Source organism: Kitasatospora sp. NPDC089797, from assembly GCF_040684795.1.
Classification (GTDB): Bacteria; Actinomycetota; Actinomycetes; order Streptomycetales; family Streptomycetaceae; genus Kitasatospora.
In genome coordinates this window covers 1-15,131 of sequence record NZ_JBFBGS010000070.1, presented here as the reverse complement: position 1 = coordinate 15,131, position 15,131 = coordinate 1, and the positions used below count along the sequence as shown (strand labels likewise).

The following is a 15,131-nucleotide window of genomic DNA, read 5'->3' as shown; positions in this document are numbered from 1 at the left end:
GGAGCATGGAAAGACATTCGTACGCGCTCCCCGGCCTGCCCGACTGGGGCCGGTGCGCGGTGCTGGGAATTCTCAACGTCACCCCGGACTCGTTCTCGGACGGGGGGTGCTGGCTCGATCCCGGCCGGGCCGTGGAGCACGGGCTCGGGCTGGTCGCCCAGGGCGCCGACCTGGTGGACGTGGGTGGGGAGTCGACCCGGCCCGGCGCGCGGCGGGTGCCGGTCGAGGAGGAGCTCGCCCGGGTGCTGCCGGTGGTGCGCGGACTGGCCCGGCAGGGGGTGGCGGTGAGCATCGACACGATGCGGGCCGAGGTGGCGGAGGCCGCGGTGGACGCCGGGGCCCGGATCGTCAACGACGTCAGCGGCGGGCGGGCCGACGACCGGATGGCCAAGGCGGTCGCCCGGGCCGGGGTGCCGTTCGTCGTGATGCACTGGCGGGGCCAGTCCGCGGAGATGGACCGGCTGGCCGGGTACCGGGACGTGGTGGCGGAGGTGGTCGCCGAGGTGGGGCGGCAGGTGGACGCCGTGGTGTCCGCCGGGGTCGACCCCTCCCAGCTGATCGTCGACCCCGGCCTCGGCTTCGCCAAGGGGCGCGGGGACGACCTGGCGCTGCTCGCCGCCCTGGACGCCTGGGCCGTGCTGGACCGCCCGCTGCTGGTCGCCCCGTCCCGCAAGCGCTTCCTCGGCGACCTGCTGGCCGACCCGGCCACCGGCGAGCCGCGACCGGCGCGGGAACGGGACGACGCCACCGCGGCGGCGGCCGTGCTGGCCGCCGCCCAGGGGGCGTGGGCGGTGCGGGTCCACGAGGTGCGGGCGACCGCGGACGCGGTACGGCTGGAGGCGGCCCTGCGCGCGTCCCGGTCGCCCGCCGGTCAGTCCTCGGTACGGCGCAGCAGGTAGGTGTCCATGATCCAGCCCTTGCGCTCGCGGGCCTCCCCGCGCAGCCGGGCGATCTCCGGGGCGGCCTCGGCGAGCGGGCCGGAGACCAGGATCTCGTCCGGGCCGCCCAGGTAGGCGCCGTAGTGCACGTGCACGCCCTCGGGGTCGAGGCCGGTGAGGGCCGCCTGCCCGTCCAGCATCACCACCGCGTCCTCGCTGCCCGGGCCGAAGCCCTCGGCGGCCAGCCGGCGGGCGGTGGTGATCCGCACCGGTCGGCCGACCCGGGTGAGGGTGGTGCGGTGCTGGGCGGCGAGCACCGAGACGCTGCTGATCCCGGGCACGACCCGGTACGCGAAGGCGTCCGGCTCGGTGGCCAGCACCTCGTCCAGGACGGCGGTCACGCTGTCGTAGAGGCTCGGGTCGCCCCAGACCAGCAGCGCGCCGGTCTCGTCCGGGCCCAGGTGCTCGGCGACCAGCCGGCCGACCAGCTCGGCCCGGCGGCGCCGCCAGTCGTGGACCGCCTCGGTGTAGGCGGGGGTGGTGCGGTCGCGCTCGGCGTCCGGCACCTCGACCACCCGGTGGCCGGGCCGGCCGTGCTCCTCGATCATCCGGCGGCGCAGGTGCATCAGGTCCTGGCGCTGCTGGTTCTTGTCGAGGAGGAGGAAGACGTCGGTGCGGGCGAAGGCCTTGACCGCTTGGAGGGTGAGGTGGTCCGGGTCGCCCGCACCGATGCCGATGACGATGATCTGCCGCATACCGCGATTCTGCCGGATGCCGCCGGGCGGATCGTCCGCGGACCGCCCTGACCTGCGGCGTCCGGGGCCCGCGCGCACGGCGTGGACCGGTCCGGCGACGGGGACGTGACCTTCCGCACGCTGGGCTCCCGGGCGGATCGGGGCGATTGACGGCCCCCCGGGGCGGGCCTAACCTACCGGACGTAGTGATGGCGTAAGGAAGCCGGTGGGACTCCGGCACGGTCGCGCCACTGTGAGCGGGCCCTCCTCCGGGCGGCCCGTGAGTCAGATACGACGCCATCACGTCCGCCCCAACGAGAACGGGACGCACGATCCCCGAAGGAGGCTCAACTGTGAGCACCAGTATGCCCGGGCCCTCCGCCCTGCCCGTCCCGGTCGTGGTGCCGGCGTCCAAGGCGGTCGCCTGGCTCGTCGTCACCGCTCTCATCGCGCTGGCCGTCTACTACTTCATCGGCGTCGACCAGGGCGCCTACTCCGTGTTCGGCAAGGACATGCACATCCACGAGTTCGTCCACGACTCGCGGCACTTCCTCGGCTTCCCCTGCCACTGACGACCGGAAGCAGCGAACCACCCGACATGGAGAAGAGACTCATCCTGCGCGGCGTCCTCGCCGGCGCAGTGGCCGGCCTGCTCGCCTTCGTCTTCGCCCGGATCTTCGCGGAGCCGCAGATCAACGCGGCGATCGAGTACGAGAGCGGACGCGACGACGCGCAGGGACTGCTGGACAAGGCCGCCGGACTGCCGATGGACATGGGCGGACCGGACATCTTCAGCCGCACCGTCCAGGCCAACGTCGGCATCGGCGTCGGCATGATCCTGTTCGGCACGGCGATGGGCGCGCTGTTCGCGATCGCCTACACCGTCTGCCTGGGCCGCACCGGCCGGCTCCGCCCGCGCACCCTGGCGATGCTGGTGGCGCTCGGCGGCTTCCTCGGCCTGTACTTCGTCCCGTTCATCAAGTACCCCGCCAACCCGCCGGCCATCGGGCACCCGGAGACCATCCGGGACCGCGGCAACCTGTACCTGGGCATGGTCGTCTGCTCGATCGTGTTCCTCGTCCTGGCGGTCTGGCTCGGCAAGCGCCTCCAGGCCCGGTTCGGGAACTGGAACGCCACCCTGCTGGCGGCCGGCGCCTTCGCCGTGGCGATCGGCATCGTCATGGCGGTGCTCCCCCCGCTCGGTGAACTCGCCGACAACGTCCAGCAGTTCGGTCACCACGCGACGGAGACCCCGCTGCCGTTGACCGACGACAAGGGCGCCATCGTCTACCCGGGCTTCCCGGCGGACACCCTGTTCGAGTTCCGCTTCTACTCGGTGGCCGCGCAGCTGCTGCTGTGGGGCACGCTGGGCCTGCTCTTCGGGCCGATGGCCGAGCGCCTGCTCAGGAGCCGCGCCGAGGCCACCGCCCCGGCCGAGGCCGGACCCGAGCCGGTCGGCGCGGCATGACGCCGACCTCCCCGACGCCCCCGAGGGCCGTGACGCCGCAGCGCGTCGCGGCCCTCGGGCCGTTCTTCGCGTTCGAGACCCACGGCACCGACGGACCGGTCGCGCCCTGGCGGTCGATGGCCGAACTGCTCGACCGGCCGGCGGCGTCGGCGGAGCGGGTGGCCGGCGCCCGGGGCCACCTCGCCGCCGCCGGAGGGCAGCCGCCCGAGGCGGTCGAACGGCGGGTGGCGGCCTCGGTGACCCACCTGGGCCTGGCCGCCCGGGTGCTCTCGCCCGCGTTCGGCGTCGCCGTGCTGGACGGGGCGCTGTTCGGCTACGGCCTGCGGGAGGCCCGGTGGCAGCCGACCCCCGGCGGGCTGTTCCCGCTGTCGCTGCCGGCCCGGGCGGCCGTCCCGCTCGCCGATCCGGCCGAACTCGCCGAGCGGTTCGCGGCGGAGGTGCTGGACGGCGCGGTCCGGGAACTGACCGAGGCCTTCGCCGCGTTCGGCGTCCCGCCCCGGATCGGCTGGGGCAACGTGGCCTCGGCGGTCAACGGCGCGGCCGCGGCCGTGGTCCGCAGCGCTCCGCAACTCGCCGGACGGGCGCGGCAGTTGGCTGCCCTCCTGCTGGACCGGCCGCCGCTGCGCGGGGCCGGCACGGTGGCCGCGGACGGCACCCGCTTCCGTCGGCGCAGCTGCTGCCTGATCTACCGGGCCGCCCCGGACCGGGCCGGCGGGCTGTGCGGGGACTGCGTCCTCAGCGCACCGCCGGGCGTCCGGGGCGCCGCGCCGCGGTCCTGACGGTGCCCGCAGGAGCCGGTGCCCGGCCCGGACGGCCCCGGCCCCCGGGTCACAGCGCGACCGCTCCCACCACGGCGGCCGCCGCGATGACCAGGACGCCCACGATGTTGACGGCCATGTCCCAGTGCCAGGAGCGGCGTCCGGCCTCGACGTCCGGGACGAAGACCGCCGGGTCGTCGGGGGCGTAGTGGACGGTGACGTCCCGGCCCCGCGACCGGGTCGGGTCCGCCAGCCCGGACTCGCAGTAGGCCGTGACGGACCTGCCGTCGAGGGTGGTGAAGGCGACCACCGGTACCACCTGGGTGGTGGTGTACCCGTCCTCGTCGACGGTGGCGCTCCGGAGCACGGCGATCACCCGGCCGGGCACGGCCGCCATGCCGGCCAGCCGGGCGAGACGGCCCTTCCGGTCGCGGATGTTCCCGGGCAGGTGGTACAGCCCGGAGAGCGCCCAGGGCCCGCAGAAGCCCAGCAGGGCCCACGGCCAGCCCCGGTCGATCGCGACGGCGACGACCGGACCGGCGTAGGCGAGGAAGAGCGCGAAGGTCGGCCAGCCGAGTCCGCGCTCGCCCTCGGTGGGGTGGTTGACGAACTGGAAGGCCTGGGGGCGGCCGGGCGGGTAGTGGACCCCGATCTCCCGGCCCGTCCAGGCCACGCTGATCCGCTCGCCGTGCTCACCGTCGTTGGTGACGGTGAACTCCTGCCCGGTGGACGGGTCCCGGAAGGAGACGACCACGGAGATCCCGTCGCTCGGGGAGCTCCCGTGCCGGGGCTCGTCCACCCGCTCGATCCGCCCCTGCGCCCGGACCGTCCGCTGCGCCCGGGTCGCCCCGGCGAGCGACCGCCCGTACCCGACCAGCGCCAGCGCGACGAACACACCGCACCACAGCACGAGGTATCCGTGCCATCCCATCCGACTCTCCTCCTGCTGCTCCGGGGGCGGCCACCGACCACACCCCCTGCCGTGCCCCCGTCGTGCCGAACCGTGCGCTCCCGGGGCGGTTCACCGTGCGGGCGAGCGCCGTACCACCCGGCCCTGTCGGTCCGCCTCCAGCGACGCCGTGCCGTCGGACCCGGTCACCACGACCCTGATGACGGGGGAGCCGGTGAGGCCTTCGGCGATGACCTGCCAGGTCCGCGGGGCCTGGACGCCGAGGGTGGTGGTGGCCTCCTCGACCAGGGCGGGGAACCGGGCGTAGGGCAGTTCGCGGGGGTCGAGCCCCGAAGCCGGCGTGCCGACGGGCGCGTAGAAGACCGACAACAGGCGCTCCTGCACGACGACGGTGAGCGCCCGGCGGGTGTCCCCGTCCTGGGTGAGCGTGCCGAGGGCCCGGTCCAGCTCGCCCTGGTCGAGGAACGACCGGCCCGGCCCCAGGGAGACCGATCCGAGCGCCGACGAGACGACCGCGGTCGACGACGTGACGGAGACGGACGGCTGCCCGGTCGACGACGGCTGCGCGGTGCCGTCCCCGTCGAAGAGCTCCGCGCGGAAGAGCAGGACCACCGCCGCAGCGCCCGCCAGCAGGCCGAGGAGCAGGAAGAGGCCGAAGGCACAGCCCTCCGGGGGCTCGACCACCTTGGGCGCCGCCGACTCCGGTACCGCGTCGGGGCGGGCCGACGCCGCCCGTTCCGCCCACTCCGGCGTCGGCCGCTTGACGATGCGCACCCGCCACGGCCGGTCCGGCGGGTACTGGACCACCACGACGCCGCGCGGCCGGTAGTCCGGCAGGTCCACGAGGTTGATGTCCTGGGTGATCCCCACCCGGTACGGCGACTCGTCGTCCGGGACGACGGTGAGCTCGAACCGCACCGGCACCTCGCTCGACTCGCCCCCGACGGCCTCCCGGCTGTCGATCGTCGCGAGCGCCGTGCGGAGCACGACCGCCGCCTCCCGGGCACGCCTCGGCGCACCGGCGAGGAACACCAGCAGGGCGTAGACGGGGGGCGCCACCACCCCGGTGACGAGCAGGGGCGGGTGGTCGAGGATCCCGCCCACGACGAGCGCGGCCAGCGACGTCCCGACCACGCCCCCGGTGAGGAGGCCCTTGGCACAGGCGAGGGGAGTGTTGTGCGTGGCGGGCGGCACACCCGTGGTGGTCGTCACACGAGCGATTCTGCTGGTTCCGGGGGGTCGACCGCCAGACCTCAGGAGCCTTCTCCTGTCCCGGACTTCGACGCGCGGCCGGCGGAGCCGCGCGGGCCCGCGACCCCGAGGGGGAACGCCGGTGCCCCGGCCCTCCGCGACGGAGGCCGGGGCACCGGCGGGCTCGGGTGGGTCAGGGCGTCCGGTGGGGGTGGAAGCCCTGACCGGTCTTGCGGCCCAGCAGGCCGGCCTCGACCATCCGGGAGAGCAGCGGCGGCGGGGCGTAGAGCGGCTCCTTGTACTCGTCGTACAGGGAGCGGGCGATGGCCTCCACGGTGTCCAGGCCGATCAGGTCGGCGAGTTGCAGCGGCCCCATCGGGTGGGCGCAGCCGTGCACCATGCCCGCGTCGATGTCCGCGGCGGTGGCGTGCCCGGCCTCGGCCATCCGGATCGCGGACAGCAGGTAGGGCACCAGCAGGGCGTTGACCACGAAGCCGGCCCGGTCCCGGGAGCGGACGACGTGCTTGCCCAGGGTGTTCCGGGCGAAGCCCTCCACCCGCTCCAGCACCGCCGGGTCGGTGTGCAGCGAGGACACCAGTTCCACCAGGGGCATCACCGGGGCCGGGTTGAAGAAGTGCAGCCCGAGCACGTGGGAGGCGCGGTCGGTCGCGATGCCCAGGCGGGTGACGGGGATCGCGGAGGTGTTGGTGGCGAGCACCGCGTCGTCGGCGACGAGCACCTTGTCCAGGGTGGAGAGCACGTCGTCCTTGACCGCCTCGTCCTCGACGACGGCCTCGACCACCAACTGGCGGTCGGCGAGCGCCTCCAGGTCGTCGGCGAACAGCAGGTGCGCCCAGGTGTCCTCGCGCTCGCCCGGGTCGATCCGGCCGCGGTCGACGGCACGGTGCAGGGAGCGGTCGATCCGGCCGCGGGCGGCCCGGAGCGCGCTCTGGTCCTTCTCGCACACGATGGTGTCCAGGCCGGCCCGGGCGAAGACCTCGGCGATGCCCGAGCCCATCTGTCCGGCGCCGACGACGGCGACCCGTCGGATCTCGTTCATGACTGCCTCCGTACTGGGCGGGTGGCCGCGGTGCGGGCGGCCACCCGCCGGGTGGTCACTGCGCGGTCGGTCGCCGCGCGGTCGGTCGCTGTGCGGGGGTTCAGGCCGCGGCGCGGATGCGGACCAGGTGGCGGGCGTACGCCTCGGTGGTGAGGAAGGCGGGCAGTTCCGCGCCGAGCGAGGTCTCCTGGAGGATCCGGACGGCGTTGTCGAGCAGGTCGGGCTCGACGCCCTCGGCGAGCAGGGTGGCCCGCTCCCGGTCGATCAGCCGCCGCACCAGGTCGGCGGTGGCGAGCGAACCGCCGGTCAGCCGGGTGCAGTGGTGCTGCCACTGCCAGATCTGGCAGCGGGCGATCTCGGCGGTGGCGACGTCCTCCATCAGGCCGAAGACGGCGACCGCGCCGGAGCCGCCGAGCCAGGCGGTGAGGTAGCGCAGCGCGACGGCGACGTTGGCGCGCAGCCCCTGGTCGGTGGGCAGGCCGACGGACAGCCGGTGCACGCCCAGCAGGTCGTCGGCGGTGACCTCGACGTCCTCGCGGGTGCGGTCGAGCTGGTTCGGGCGGTCGTCGAGGACCGCGTCGAAGGCGGTGCGGCAGGTCGCCACCAGGCCGGGGTGGGCGACCCAGGAGCCGTCGAAGCCGTCCCCGGCCTCCCGCTCCTTGTCGGCCCGGACCTTGGTGAGGGCGACCGCGTTGGCCTCCGCGTCCCGCTGCGGGATGGCCGCGGCCATCCCGCCGATGGCGTGGGCGCCGCGCCGGTGGCAGGTGCGCACCAGCAGCTCGGTGTAGGCGCGCATGAAGGGCTGGGTCATGGTGAGGGTGGCGCGGTCCGGCAGGACGTAGCGCGGGCCGTGCTGGGCGAAGTTCTTGATCAGGCTGAACAGGTAGTCCCACCGGCCCGCGTTCAACCCGGCGGCGTGGTCCCGGAGTTCGTAGAGGATCTCGTCCATCTCGAAGGCCGCGGTGATGGTCTCGATCAGCACGGTCGCCCGGATCGTGCCGTACGGGATGCCCAACTCGGCCTGGGCGAAGGTGAACACCTCGTTCCACAGCCGGGCCTCGAGGTGGTTCTCCAGCTTCGGGAGGTAGAAGTACGGGCCGCTGCCGAGCTCGATCTGGCGGCGGCCGCAGTGGAAGAGGTAGAGGCCGAAGTCGACCAGCGCGCCGACCGCGGGGCGGCCGTCGACCAGCAGGTGCGCCTCGTCGAGGTGCCAGCCGCGCGGGCGGACCACGATGGTGGCGGGGGTGCCGCCGACCCGGTAGCGCTTGCCCTCGGGGGTGGTGTCGTCGATCCGGCGCTCGATCGCGTCGACCAGGTTGAGCTGGCCGCCGATCAGGTTGTGCCAGGTGGGGGAGGTGGCGTCCTCGAAGTCCGCGAGCCACACCTTGGCGCCGGAGTTGAGCGCGTTGACGGCCATCCGGCGCTCGGGCGGGCCGGTGATCTCCACTCGGCGGTCGTGCAGGCCGGGCCCGGCGCCGGCCACCCGCCAGTCGGCGTCCTCCCGCACGGCGCGGGTGCCGGCGAGGAAGTCCAGGGTGCCGCCGGCCGCCAACTCGGCCCGGCGGCGGTCCCGTTCGGTGAGCAGCTCGGTGCGTCGGGCGGCGAACCCGTCGTGCAGCCGGGCGAGGAAGGCGAGGGCCTCGGGGGTCAGGATCTCCTCGAAGCGGTCCTCGGGTTCTCCGAGGACCTCGACGCGATGGGGCTGGCTCATCAGATACCTCCGTGGATGCCCCCGGCTTTAGCCGGGGGAGGAAACGGAACTCCTGCGGAGCAGGGCAAGCGGCTGCGATTCGCCGCAGGGCGGATTGCAGTGCTCTGAACCGCAGATTTGGTCTTTACATCGGGTCTCGCTACTTTGTGAGAATGGCGAGCACCCATGTGAGGCGGGCTTTCAAGTTCCGCTTCTACCCGACGGATGCGCAGGCGACTGAGCTGTCGCGCACGTTCGGGTGTGTGCGGCTCGTGTACAACAAGGCGCTGGCCGCCCGTTCCGAGGCGTGGACGATGCGTCAGGAGCGAGTGAACTACAACGCCACCTCGGCGATGCTGACCGAGTGGAAGAAGACCGAGGAACTGGCGTTCCTCTCGGAGGTCTCCTCTGTCCCGTTGCAGCAGGCCTTGCGGCATCTGCAAGGGGCGTTCTCCAACTTCTGGACCAGGAGGGCGAAGTACCCGACGTTCAAGTCGAAGAAGAAGTCCCGTAGGTCGGCCGAGTACACCACCAGCGCGTTTCGGTATCAGGACGGTCGGCTCACGCTGGCCAAGATGACGGAGCCGCTGGACATCGTGTGGTCGCGGCCACTCCCGGAGGGGCAGTCGCCGTCCACGGTGACCGTGTCGCAGGACGCGGCTGGACGGTGGTCCGTTTCCCTGTTGTGTGATGACCGCCCGTCGATGCTCGCGCCCGTCCCTGCGGCGGTGGGCATCGACGCCGGGATCACCAGCCTGGTGACGCTGTCCACCGGGGAGAAGGTCACCAACCCGAAGCACGAACGCCTCGACCGGGAACGACTGGCCAAGGCACAGCGGGATCTCGCCCGCAAGGCCAAGGGCTCGGCCAACCGGGAGAAGGCCCGGCGCAGGGTCGCCCGTGTCCACGCGAGGATCGCCGACCGGCGCAGGGACTTCCTGCACAAGCTCACCACTCGACTCGTCCGTGAAAACCAAACGGTCGTGATCGAGGACCTGACCGTCCGCAACATGCTCAAGAACAAGAAGCTGTCCCGGGCCATCTCGGACGCTTCGTGGACCGAGTTGCGGGCCATGCTGGGGTATAAGGCCCAGTGGTACGGCCGCGAGCTGATCACCGTTGACCGGTGGTTCCCCAGCTCCAAGCTGTGCTCGGCGTGCGGAACAATCCGCGACGAGATGCCCCTCAACGTCCGCGAGTGGACGTGTGGCTGCGGCGTGACCCATGACCGGGACGTGAACGCGGCACGCAACATCCTGGCCGCCGGGCTGGCGGCAGCAGCCTGTGGAGACGGTGTAAGACCTCAACGGAGCACTCCGGGCGGGCGGTCGTCGGTGAAGCAGGAAGTAGTCCCAACCGTTGCGTCACGCGCAGCGGCTCAGCCGTGAGGCTGAGGGGAATCCCCAGCGTTCACGCAGGGGAAGAAGTCAACCGGTTCTCCAGGAAGCATGGGGGGTTGGTGAAGGGCCCGGCGGCCACGTCCCTCAACGCGACCGCCGGGCGGGTGGGCGGGCCGGAGCCGGAGTCAGCTGCTCCGTGGGTGTCGGCCCGCCCGGGGTGGCGCGTTCCGGCGGGCCCGCTCGACCCGCCGGACGGCCTGGCTCAGTGGAACTGCTCGGCCTCGGTGGAGCCGGTCAGGGCGAGGGTCTCGGCCGCCGGGTTGAGCGCGGTGGAGACCTGGTCGAAGTAGCCGGTGCCGACCTCGCGCTGGTGCTTGACGGCGGTGTAGCCGTCCGGGGCGGCCGCGAACTCGGCCTCCTGGAGGTCGACGTAGGCCGTCATGCCGTGCTCGGCGTAGCCGCGGGCCAGCTGGAACATCGAGTGGTTGAGCGCGTGGAAGCCGGCCAGCGTGATGAACTGGAAGCGGTAGCCCATCGCGCCCAGCTCGCGCTGGAACTTGGCGATCTGGTCGTCGTCCAGCGCGGCCTTCCAGTTGAAGGACGGCGAGCAGTTGTAGGCGAGCATCTTGTCCGGGTGCTCGGCCTTGATCGCCTCGGCGAACTCGCGGGCCTGCGCGAGGTCCGGGGTGCCGGTCTCCACCCAGATCAGGTCGGCGTACGGGGCGAAGGCGAGGCCGCGGGAGATGACCGGCGCCATGCCGGGCTCGACCCGGTAGAAGCCCTCGGCGGTGCGCTCGCCGGTGCAGAACCGGGCGTCGCGCTCGTCCACGTCGGTGGTCAGCAGGTTGGCGGCGAGCGCGTCGGTGCGGGCGACGATCAGGGTCGGCACGTCGGCGATGTCGGCCGCGAGGCGGGCCGCGTTGAGGGTGCGGACGTGCTGGGCGGTGGGCACCAGCACCTTGCCGCCGAGGTGGCCGCACTTCTTCTCGGAGGCGAGCTGGTCCTCGTAGTGGATGCCCGCGGCGCCGGCCGCGATCATGCCCTTGGTGAGCTCGAAGGCGTTCAGCGGGCCGCCGAAACCGGCCTCGGCGTCGGCCACGATCGGCACCAGCCAGTCCGGGCCGTCGTTGCCCTCGACGGCGTCGATCTCGTCGGCGCGCAGCAGCGCGTTGTTGATCCGGCGCACCACCTGGGGGACCGAGTTGGCGGGGTAGAGGCTCTGGTCGGGGTAGGTCTGACCGGCCTGGTTGGCGTCGGCCGCGACCTGCCAGCCGGACAGGTAGATCGCCTGCAGCCCGGCCTTGACCATCTGGACGGCCTGGCCGCCGGTGAGCGCGCCGAGCGCGTGGATGTAGTCCTGCTCGTGCAGTTGGCGCCACAGCCGCTCCGCGCCGCGCCGGGCCAGGGTGTGCTCCTCGCGCACCGTGCCGGACAGGCGGACGACGTCGGCCGCGGTGTAGGTGCGCTCGATGCCGGCCCAGCGGGGGTCGGACGCCCACCGGGCGGCCAGCGCCGCCGCCTGCTGCTCCTGCTGCTGCCGAACGGACTGGGTCATGGTGATCCAACTCCCGGGGATGCTGTGCGAAGGGTGTGAGGCACCTCTCACCGGGGTGATGAGAGGGCGGCCGGACGGCGCCGGGCAGCGGTGGAACACCGCGGGACGTGGTCGCCCGGGCAGCAGCTCATGGCAGTTGACCTGCCGTTTCGGTGCTGTCCTGAGCGCCTTCCGGCCGCAGCAACGACTCTGGCACTCAGTGCCAGTCGGCGTCATCGATGGAGCGGTGCCAATTTCTGCGAAGCCTCTGCGGCGAATCGGCGAAGCTTGCGAAGGTCCGTCCGGGGCGGGCCCGGCTAGACTGCCCGCCACCGGGCAGGCGAAGGGAGAACGGGACGATGGGCAAGGCCTTCGCTGGTGCGCGACTGCGCCGCCTCCGGGAGGAACGCGGGCTGAGCCAGGCCGCGATGGCCCGACTGGTCGACCTCTCGCCCAGCTACCTCAACCAACTGGAGCACGACGCAAGGCCGTTGACCGTCGCCGTGCTGCTGCGCCTGACCGAGGCGTTCGGCGTCGAGGCCGGGTACTTCGCCCCGCCGGACAGCGCCCGGCTCACCGCCGAACTGCGCGACGCCCTCGGCGAGGAGCTGGCGGCCGGCCGGATCACCCCCGGGGACCTCGACGAGGTGGCCGCCCGACTGCCCGCCGTGGCCCGGCTGTTGACCGACCTGGGCCGCGGGCGCCGCGCCCAGGCCGAGCGGCTCGCCGTCCTCGCGGGGGAGCGCGGACCGGCCACCGCCGAGGTCCGGACCCCGCACGAGGAGGTCCGCGAGTTCTTCTACCGCCGCCAGAACTACGTGCATGAACTCGACACCGCGGCCGAGGAGTCGGCGGCCGACATCGGGCTCCGGCGGGGCGAGGTGCGGGCGGTGCTGGCCGAGCGGCTGGCCTCCGCGCACGGCGTCCGGCTCGCCTCCGGCGGGGAACAGCTGCACCGGTACGACCCGAAGGCCCGGATCCTGCGGCTGTCCGACCGGCTGCGCCCGGGCCAGCAGGCCTTCCGGCTGGCCACCCAGCTCGCCTACCTGGAGCACGACGCCCTGCTCTCCGAACTCGCCGCCCAGGACGCCGCGGACGGCACGGCGGCCCACTCGCTGACCCGGATCGGGCTGGCCAACTACTTCGCCGCCGCCCTCGTGCTGCCGTACGCCGCCTTCCACGCCGAGGCGGAGTCCGCCCGCTACGACATCGAGCACCTCGCCGACCACTTCGGCGTCGGCTACGAGACGGTCTGCCACCGGCTCAGCACCCTGCAGCGGGCCGGACTGCGCGGGGTACCGTTCTCCTTCGTCCGGGTCGACCGGGCCGGGAACGTCTCCAAGCGCCAGTCGGCCACGCCCTTCCACTTCTCCCGCACCGGCGGCACCTGCCCGCTGTGGAACGTCTACGACGCCTTCGCCGCCCCGGGCCGGGTGCACGTCCAGGTCGCCGCGATGCCGGACGGGCGCCGCTACCTCTGGACGGCCCGCGCGGTCACCCGCTCGCCCGGCGGGTGGGGGCGGCCCGGGAAGACCTTCGCCATCGGCCTGGGCTGCGAGATCCGGCACGCCCACCGACTGGTCTACTCCACCGGTCTGGACCTCGGCGACGAGGCCGCGGCCATCCCGATCGGCCTGGGCTGCAAGGTCTGCGAGCGCCCGGCCTGCGCCCAGCGCTCGGCCCCGGCGATCGGCCGTCCGCTGGCCGTGGACGAACACGCCAGCACCTTCGTCCCGTACGCGGTGCGGGCCGACCCGGATCGCCAGGGTTTCTGAGCCCCCGCTGAGAACGAGGTGTCGGAATGGCCAAGAAACCGGAGAGGCCGTCGGGGCGGTAGCGCCGGGGTGCCATGATGGCGCCGCCATGACCGACCTGGATGTTGAGCCCGCGCCGCCGGTGCGCGCCGCCGCCCTCGACCTTCGCCTGCTGCGGGCCCTGCCCTTCGCGACGGTCTGCGTCGCGCTGGCCGCCGCCGGGCACGGGCTCGCGGCCGGGGACCGGACGCCGCTCGGGGCGCTGCTGGCCGGCTGGGTGCTGGTCGGGGCGGCCGCGGTGCTCGGTGCGCGGCGGGAGCGTTCGGCCCGCGCGATCACCGGGGGACTGGCGGGCGGTCAGGCCGGTCTGCACCTGCTGTTCCACCTGGCCGGGGCCTCCCGGCCGGCTCCGGCGCGGGGCGGCATGGCCGGGATGCCGGGGATGACCGTTGGGGCGCCGGGGACGGCCGGGCACGCCGGTGCGGCGATGTCGCACGCCGCCGTCGCCTCGGTCCACCTCGGCTTCTGGTGCCGTGCCGGGTGGGGCGGGCTGAGCGCGCCGATGCTGCTGGCGCACGCGGCCGCGACCGTCGCCGCCGGGTGGTGGCTGCGCCGGGGCGAGGTGGCGGTGTGGGCGCTGGTCCGGCACGCGGCCCGGAGCGCCGCGGCCGCGGGACGGGCCCGCGCGGCGCGGCTGCGTGCGCTGCCGGCCCTGTTCGCGGCGCTGCGGGAGGGACCCGGCGCCCGGCCGGGCCCGGGCGGGGAGCCTCCGGCGGCCGGTGCCGACCGGTCGGGCCGGCCCCGGCCGGGGGTGCTGCGGTACGCGGTGGTCCGGCGGGGCCCGCCGTGCCGCGCGGCCGGCTGACCGGGATCCCCGGGGCACGGCCGACCGCTCCCGACCCCCGATCACCGCCGCGCGCGGTCCGTTCCGCGTGCGCCCTCCCCTGGAGAACAGCCGACCCATGAGGACCCCCTCCGCGCTCCGCCTCGCCGCCGCCTCCGCCGTCGCGGCCGCGACCGTGCTGGCCGCCGCCGCGACCGCCTCCGCGCACGTCATCGTGGACCCGTCCAGCGTCCCGAAGGACACCACCGACCAGACCTTCGCGTTCCGGGTGCCGAACGAGGACGACGACAACAGCACGGTCAAGGTGGAGATCGACTTCCCGACCGACCACCCGGTTCCGTCCGCCCTGGTCGCGCCGGTGCCGGGCTGGACCGACAAGATCACCACGACCAAGCTCACCACCCCGATCCACACCGACGACGGCGACGTCACGGAGGTGGTCTCGCAGATCGTCTGGACCGGCGGCCAGATCGCCCCCGGGCACTACCAGGACTTCACCGTGGAGTTCGGCGCCCTGCCCGAGGGCACCGACAAGGTCGTCTTCAAGGCGCTCCAGACGTACAGCAACGGCAACGTGGTGCGCTGGATCGACGAGCCCCAGGCCGGCCAGCCGGAGCCGAAGAACCCGGCCCCGGTGCTCACCCTGACCGCGGCGACCGGCGACGACGGGGACTCCCCGAGCGCGGCACCCGGTGCCACCGCGGGCGTGAAGCCGGCCCCGGCCGCCAAGGGCGGCAGCGCCACCACGACCACCACCACGACGACCACCGCGGCGGCGGGCGGCAGCGACTCGACCGCCCGGGGGCTGGGCATCGCGGGCATCGTGGTCGGCGTGCTCGGTACGGTGGCGGGCGTGCTGCTCGGCCGCCGCGGCCGCGGAGGTGACGCGGGCACCTCGGCCTAGCGGACGGCGGAAGGCCGGTACGGGAGGCGTGTCCTCCCGATCCGGGCGTCCCCCCTACCCACCCCC

General features: G+C 73.9%; 14 protein-coding genes and 1 riboswitch. Of the genes, 8 read left to right on the top strand and 6 right to left on the bottom strand.

The features are described 5' to 3' along the window. Positions 1–5 precede the first annotated feature (5 nt). Positions 6–899, top strand: coding sequence for a dihydropteroate synthase (folP, locus tag AB0O91_RS37410; RefSeq protein WP_363442952.1), 894 nt, complete (start codon positions 6–8; stop codon positions 897–899). On the opposite strand, the gene cobF is transcribed toward folP, so the two are convergent. Further along, a complete protein-coding gene (cobF, locus tag AB0O91_RS37405; RefSeq protein ID WP_363442950.1) occupies positions 872–1,633 on the bottom strand; it encodes a precorrin-6A synthase (deacetylating) in 762 nt (253 codons plus the stop codon). The two genes, folP and cobF, sit on opposite strands and share 28 nt — an antisense overlap. A 172-nt stretch (positions 1,634–1,805) precedes the next feature. Continuing rightward, a riboswitch (cobalamin riboswitch) is annotated at positions 1,806–1,929 on the top strand. A gap of 66 nt (positions 1,930–1,995) precedes the next feature. On the opposite strand from cobF, the gene AB0O91_RS37400 reads away from it, so the two are divergent. From AB0O91_RS37400 to AB0O91_RS37390, 3 genes are read left to right on the top strand one after another with little or no spacing between them, the layout of a single operon-like run. Continuing rightward, positions 1,996–2,184, top strand: a complete 189-nt coding sequence (locus AB0O91_RS37400; protein ID WP_350518412.1) for a CbtB-domain containing protein — start codon at positions 1,996–1,998, stop codon at positions 2,182–2,184. 26 nt (positions 2,185–2,210) lie between these two features. Continuing rightward, a complete protein-coding gene (locus AB0O91_RS37395) occupies positions 2,211–3,080 on the top strand; it encodes a CbtA family protein (protein WP_363442948.1) in 870 nt (289 codons plus the stop codon). Between the two features lie 29 nt (positions 3,081–3,109). Then, a complete protein-coding gene (locus AB0O91_RS37390; RefSeq protein WP_363442946.1) occupies positions 3,110–3,859 on the top strand; it encodes a (2Fe-2S)-binding protein in 750 nt (249 codons plus the stop codon). Between the two features lie 49 nt (positions 3,860–3,908). Here AB0O91_RS37390 and AB0O91_RS37385 read toward each other — a convergent pair whose 3' ends face one another. The 4 genes from AB0O91_RS37385 to aceB form a co-directional block, all read right to left on the bottom strand. Continuing rightward, a complete protein-coding gene (locus tag AB0O91_RS37385) occupies positions 3,909–4,769 on the bottom strand; it encodes a DUF3592 domain-containing protein (RefSeq protein ID WP_363442944.1) in 861 nt (286 codons plus the stop codon). 90 nt (positions 4,770–4,859) lie between these two features. Next, positions 4,860–5,960 carry a hypothetical protein gene (locus AB0O91_RS37380; protein ID WP_363442942.1) on the bottom strand — a complete coding sequence of 367 codons (1,101 nt, stop codon included), beginning with the start codon at positions 5,958–5,960 and terminating at the stop codon, positions 4,860–4,862. Positions 5,961–6,132: 172 nt separating this feature from the next. Continuing rightward, on the bottom strand, positions 6,133–6,999 hold the full coding sequence (locus tag AB0O91_RS37375) for a 3-hydroxybutyryl-CoA dehydrogenase (protein WP_363442940.1): 867 nt from the start codon (positions 6,997–6,999) through the stop codon (positions 6,133–6,135). Positions 7,000–7,099: 100 nt separating this feature from the next. After that, a complete protein-coding gene (aceB, locus tag AB0O91_RS37370; protein WP_363442938.1) occupies positions 7,100–8,710 on the bottom strand; it encodes a malate synthase A in 1,611 nt (536 codons plus the stop codon). 152 nt (positions 8,711–8,862) lie between these two features. Between aceB and AB0O91_RS37365 the strand changes: the two genes are divergently transcribed. Next, positions 8,863–10,077: a transposase gene (locus AB0O91_RS37365; protein WP_363442936.1), complete on the top strand. Its 1,215-nt coding sequence runs from the start codon at positions 8,863–8,865 to the stop codon at positions 10,075–10,077. A gap of 214 nt (positions 10,078–10,291) precedes the next feature. Here AB0O91_RS37365 and aceA read toward each other — a convergent pair whose 3' ends face one another. Further along, on the bottom strand, positions 10,292–11,584 hold the full coding sequence (aceA, locus tag AB0O91_RS37360; protein WP_363442934.1) for an isocitrate lyase: 1,293 nt from the start codon (positions 11,582–11,584) through the stop codon (positions 10,292–10,294). Between the two features lie 338 nt (positions 11,585–11,922). Here aceA and AB0O91_RS37355 point away from each other — a divergent pair, with 338 nt between their 5' ends. The 3 genes from AB0O91_RS37355 (at position 11,923) to AB0O91_RS37345 (ending at position 15,065) form a co-directional block, all read left to right on the top strand. Then, on the top strand, positions 11,923–13,338 hold the full coding sequence (locus tag AB0O91_RS37355) for a short-chain fatty acyl-CoA regulator family protein (RefSeq protein WP_363442932.1): 1,416 nt from the start codon (positions 11,923–11,925) through the stop codon (positions 13,336–13,338). 88 nt (positions 13,339–13,426) lie between these two features. Further along, a complete protein-coding gene (locus tag AB0O91_RS37350; protein WP_363442930.1) occupies positions 13,427–14,182 on the top strand; it encodes a hypothetical protein in 756 nt (251 codons plus the stop codon). A 97-nt stretch (positions 14,183–14,279) separates the two neighbouring features. Beyond that, positions 14,280–15,065: a YcnI family protein gene (locus AB0O91_RS37345; protein ID WP_363442928.1), complete on the top strand. Its 786-nt coding sequence runs from the start codon at positions 14,280–14,282 to the stop codon at positions 15,063–15,065. The last annotated feature ends 66 nt before the right edge of the window (positions 15,066–15,131 follow it).

What these genes read in the sequence shown, in the direction of transcription:
- folP (WP_363442952.1), top strand. Translation starts at nt 6, where the DNA reads ATGGAAAGACATTCGTACGCGCTCCCCGGCCTGCCCGACTGGGGCCGG.
- cobF (WP_363442950.1), bottom strand. Translation starts at nt 1,633, where the DNA reads ATGCGGCAGATCATCGTCATCGGCATCGGTGCGGGCGACCCGGACCAC.
- AB0O91_RS37395 (WP_363442948.1), top strand. Translation starts at nt 2,211, where the DNA reads ATGGAGAAGAGACTCATCCTGCGCGGCGTCCTCGCCGGCGCAGTGGCC.
- AB0O91_RS37385 (WP_363442944.1), bottom strand. Translation starts at nt 4,769, where the DNA reads ATGGGATGGCACGGATACCTCGTGCTGTGGTGCGGTGTGTTCGTCGCG.
- AB0O91_RS37375 (WP_363442940.1), bottom strand. Translation starts at nt 6,999, where the DNA reads ATGAACGAGATCCGACGGGTCGCCGTCGTCGGCGCCGGACAGATGGGC.
- aceB (WP_363442938.1), bottom strand. Translation starts at nt 8,710, where the DNA reads ATGAGCCAGCCCCATCGCGTCGAGGTCCTCGGAGAACCCGAGGACCGC.
- AB0O91_RS37365 (WP_363442936.1), top strand. Translation starts at nt 8,863, where the DNA reads ATGGCGAGCACCCATGTGAGGCGGGCTTTCAAGTTCCGCTTCTACCCG.
- aceA (WP_363442934.1), bottom strand. Translation starts at nt 11,584, where the DNA reads ATGACCCAGTCCGTTCGGCAGCAGCAGGAGCAGCAGGCGGCGGCGCTG.
- AB0O91_RS37355 (WP_363442932.1), top strand. Translation starts at nt 11,923, where the DNA reads ATGGGCAAGGCCTTCGCTGGTGCGCGACTGCGCCGCCTCCGGGAGGAA.
- AB0O91_RS37350 (WP_363442930.1), top strand. Translation starts at nt 13,427, where the DNA reads ATGACCGACCTGGATGTTGAGCCCGCGCCGCCGGTGCGCGCCGCCGCC.
- AB0O91_RS37345 (WP_363442928.1), top strand. Translation starts at nt 14,280, where the DNA reads ATGAGGACCCCCTCCGCGCTCCGCCTCGCCGCCGCCTCCGCCGTCGCG.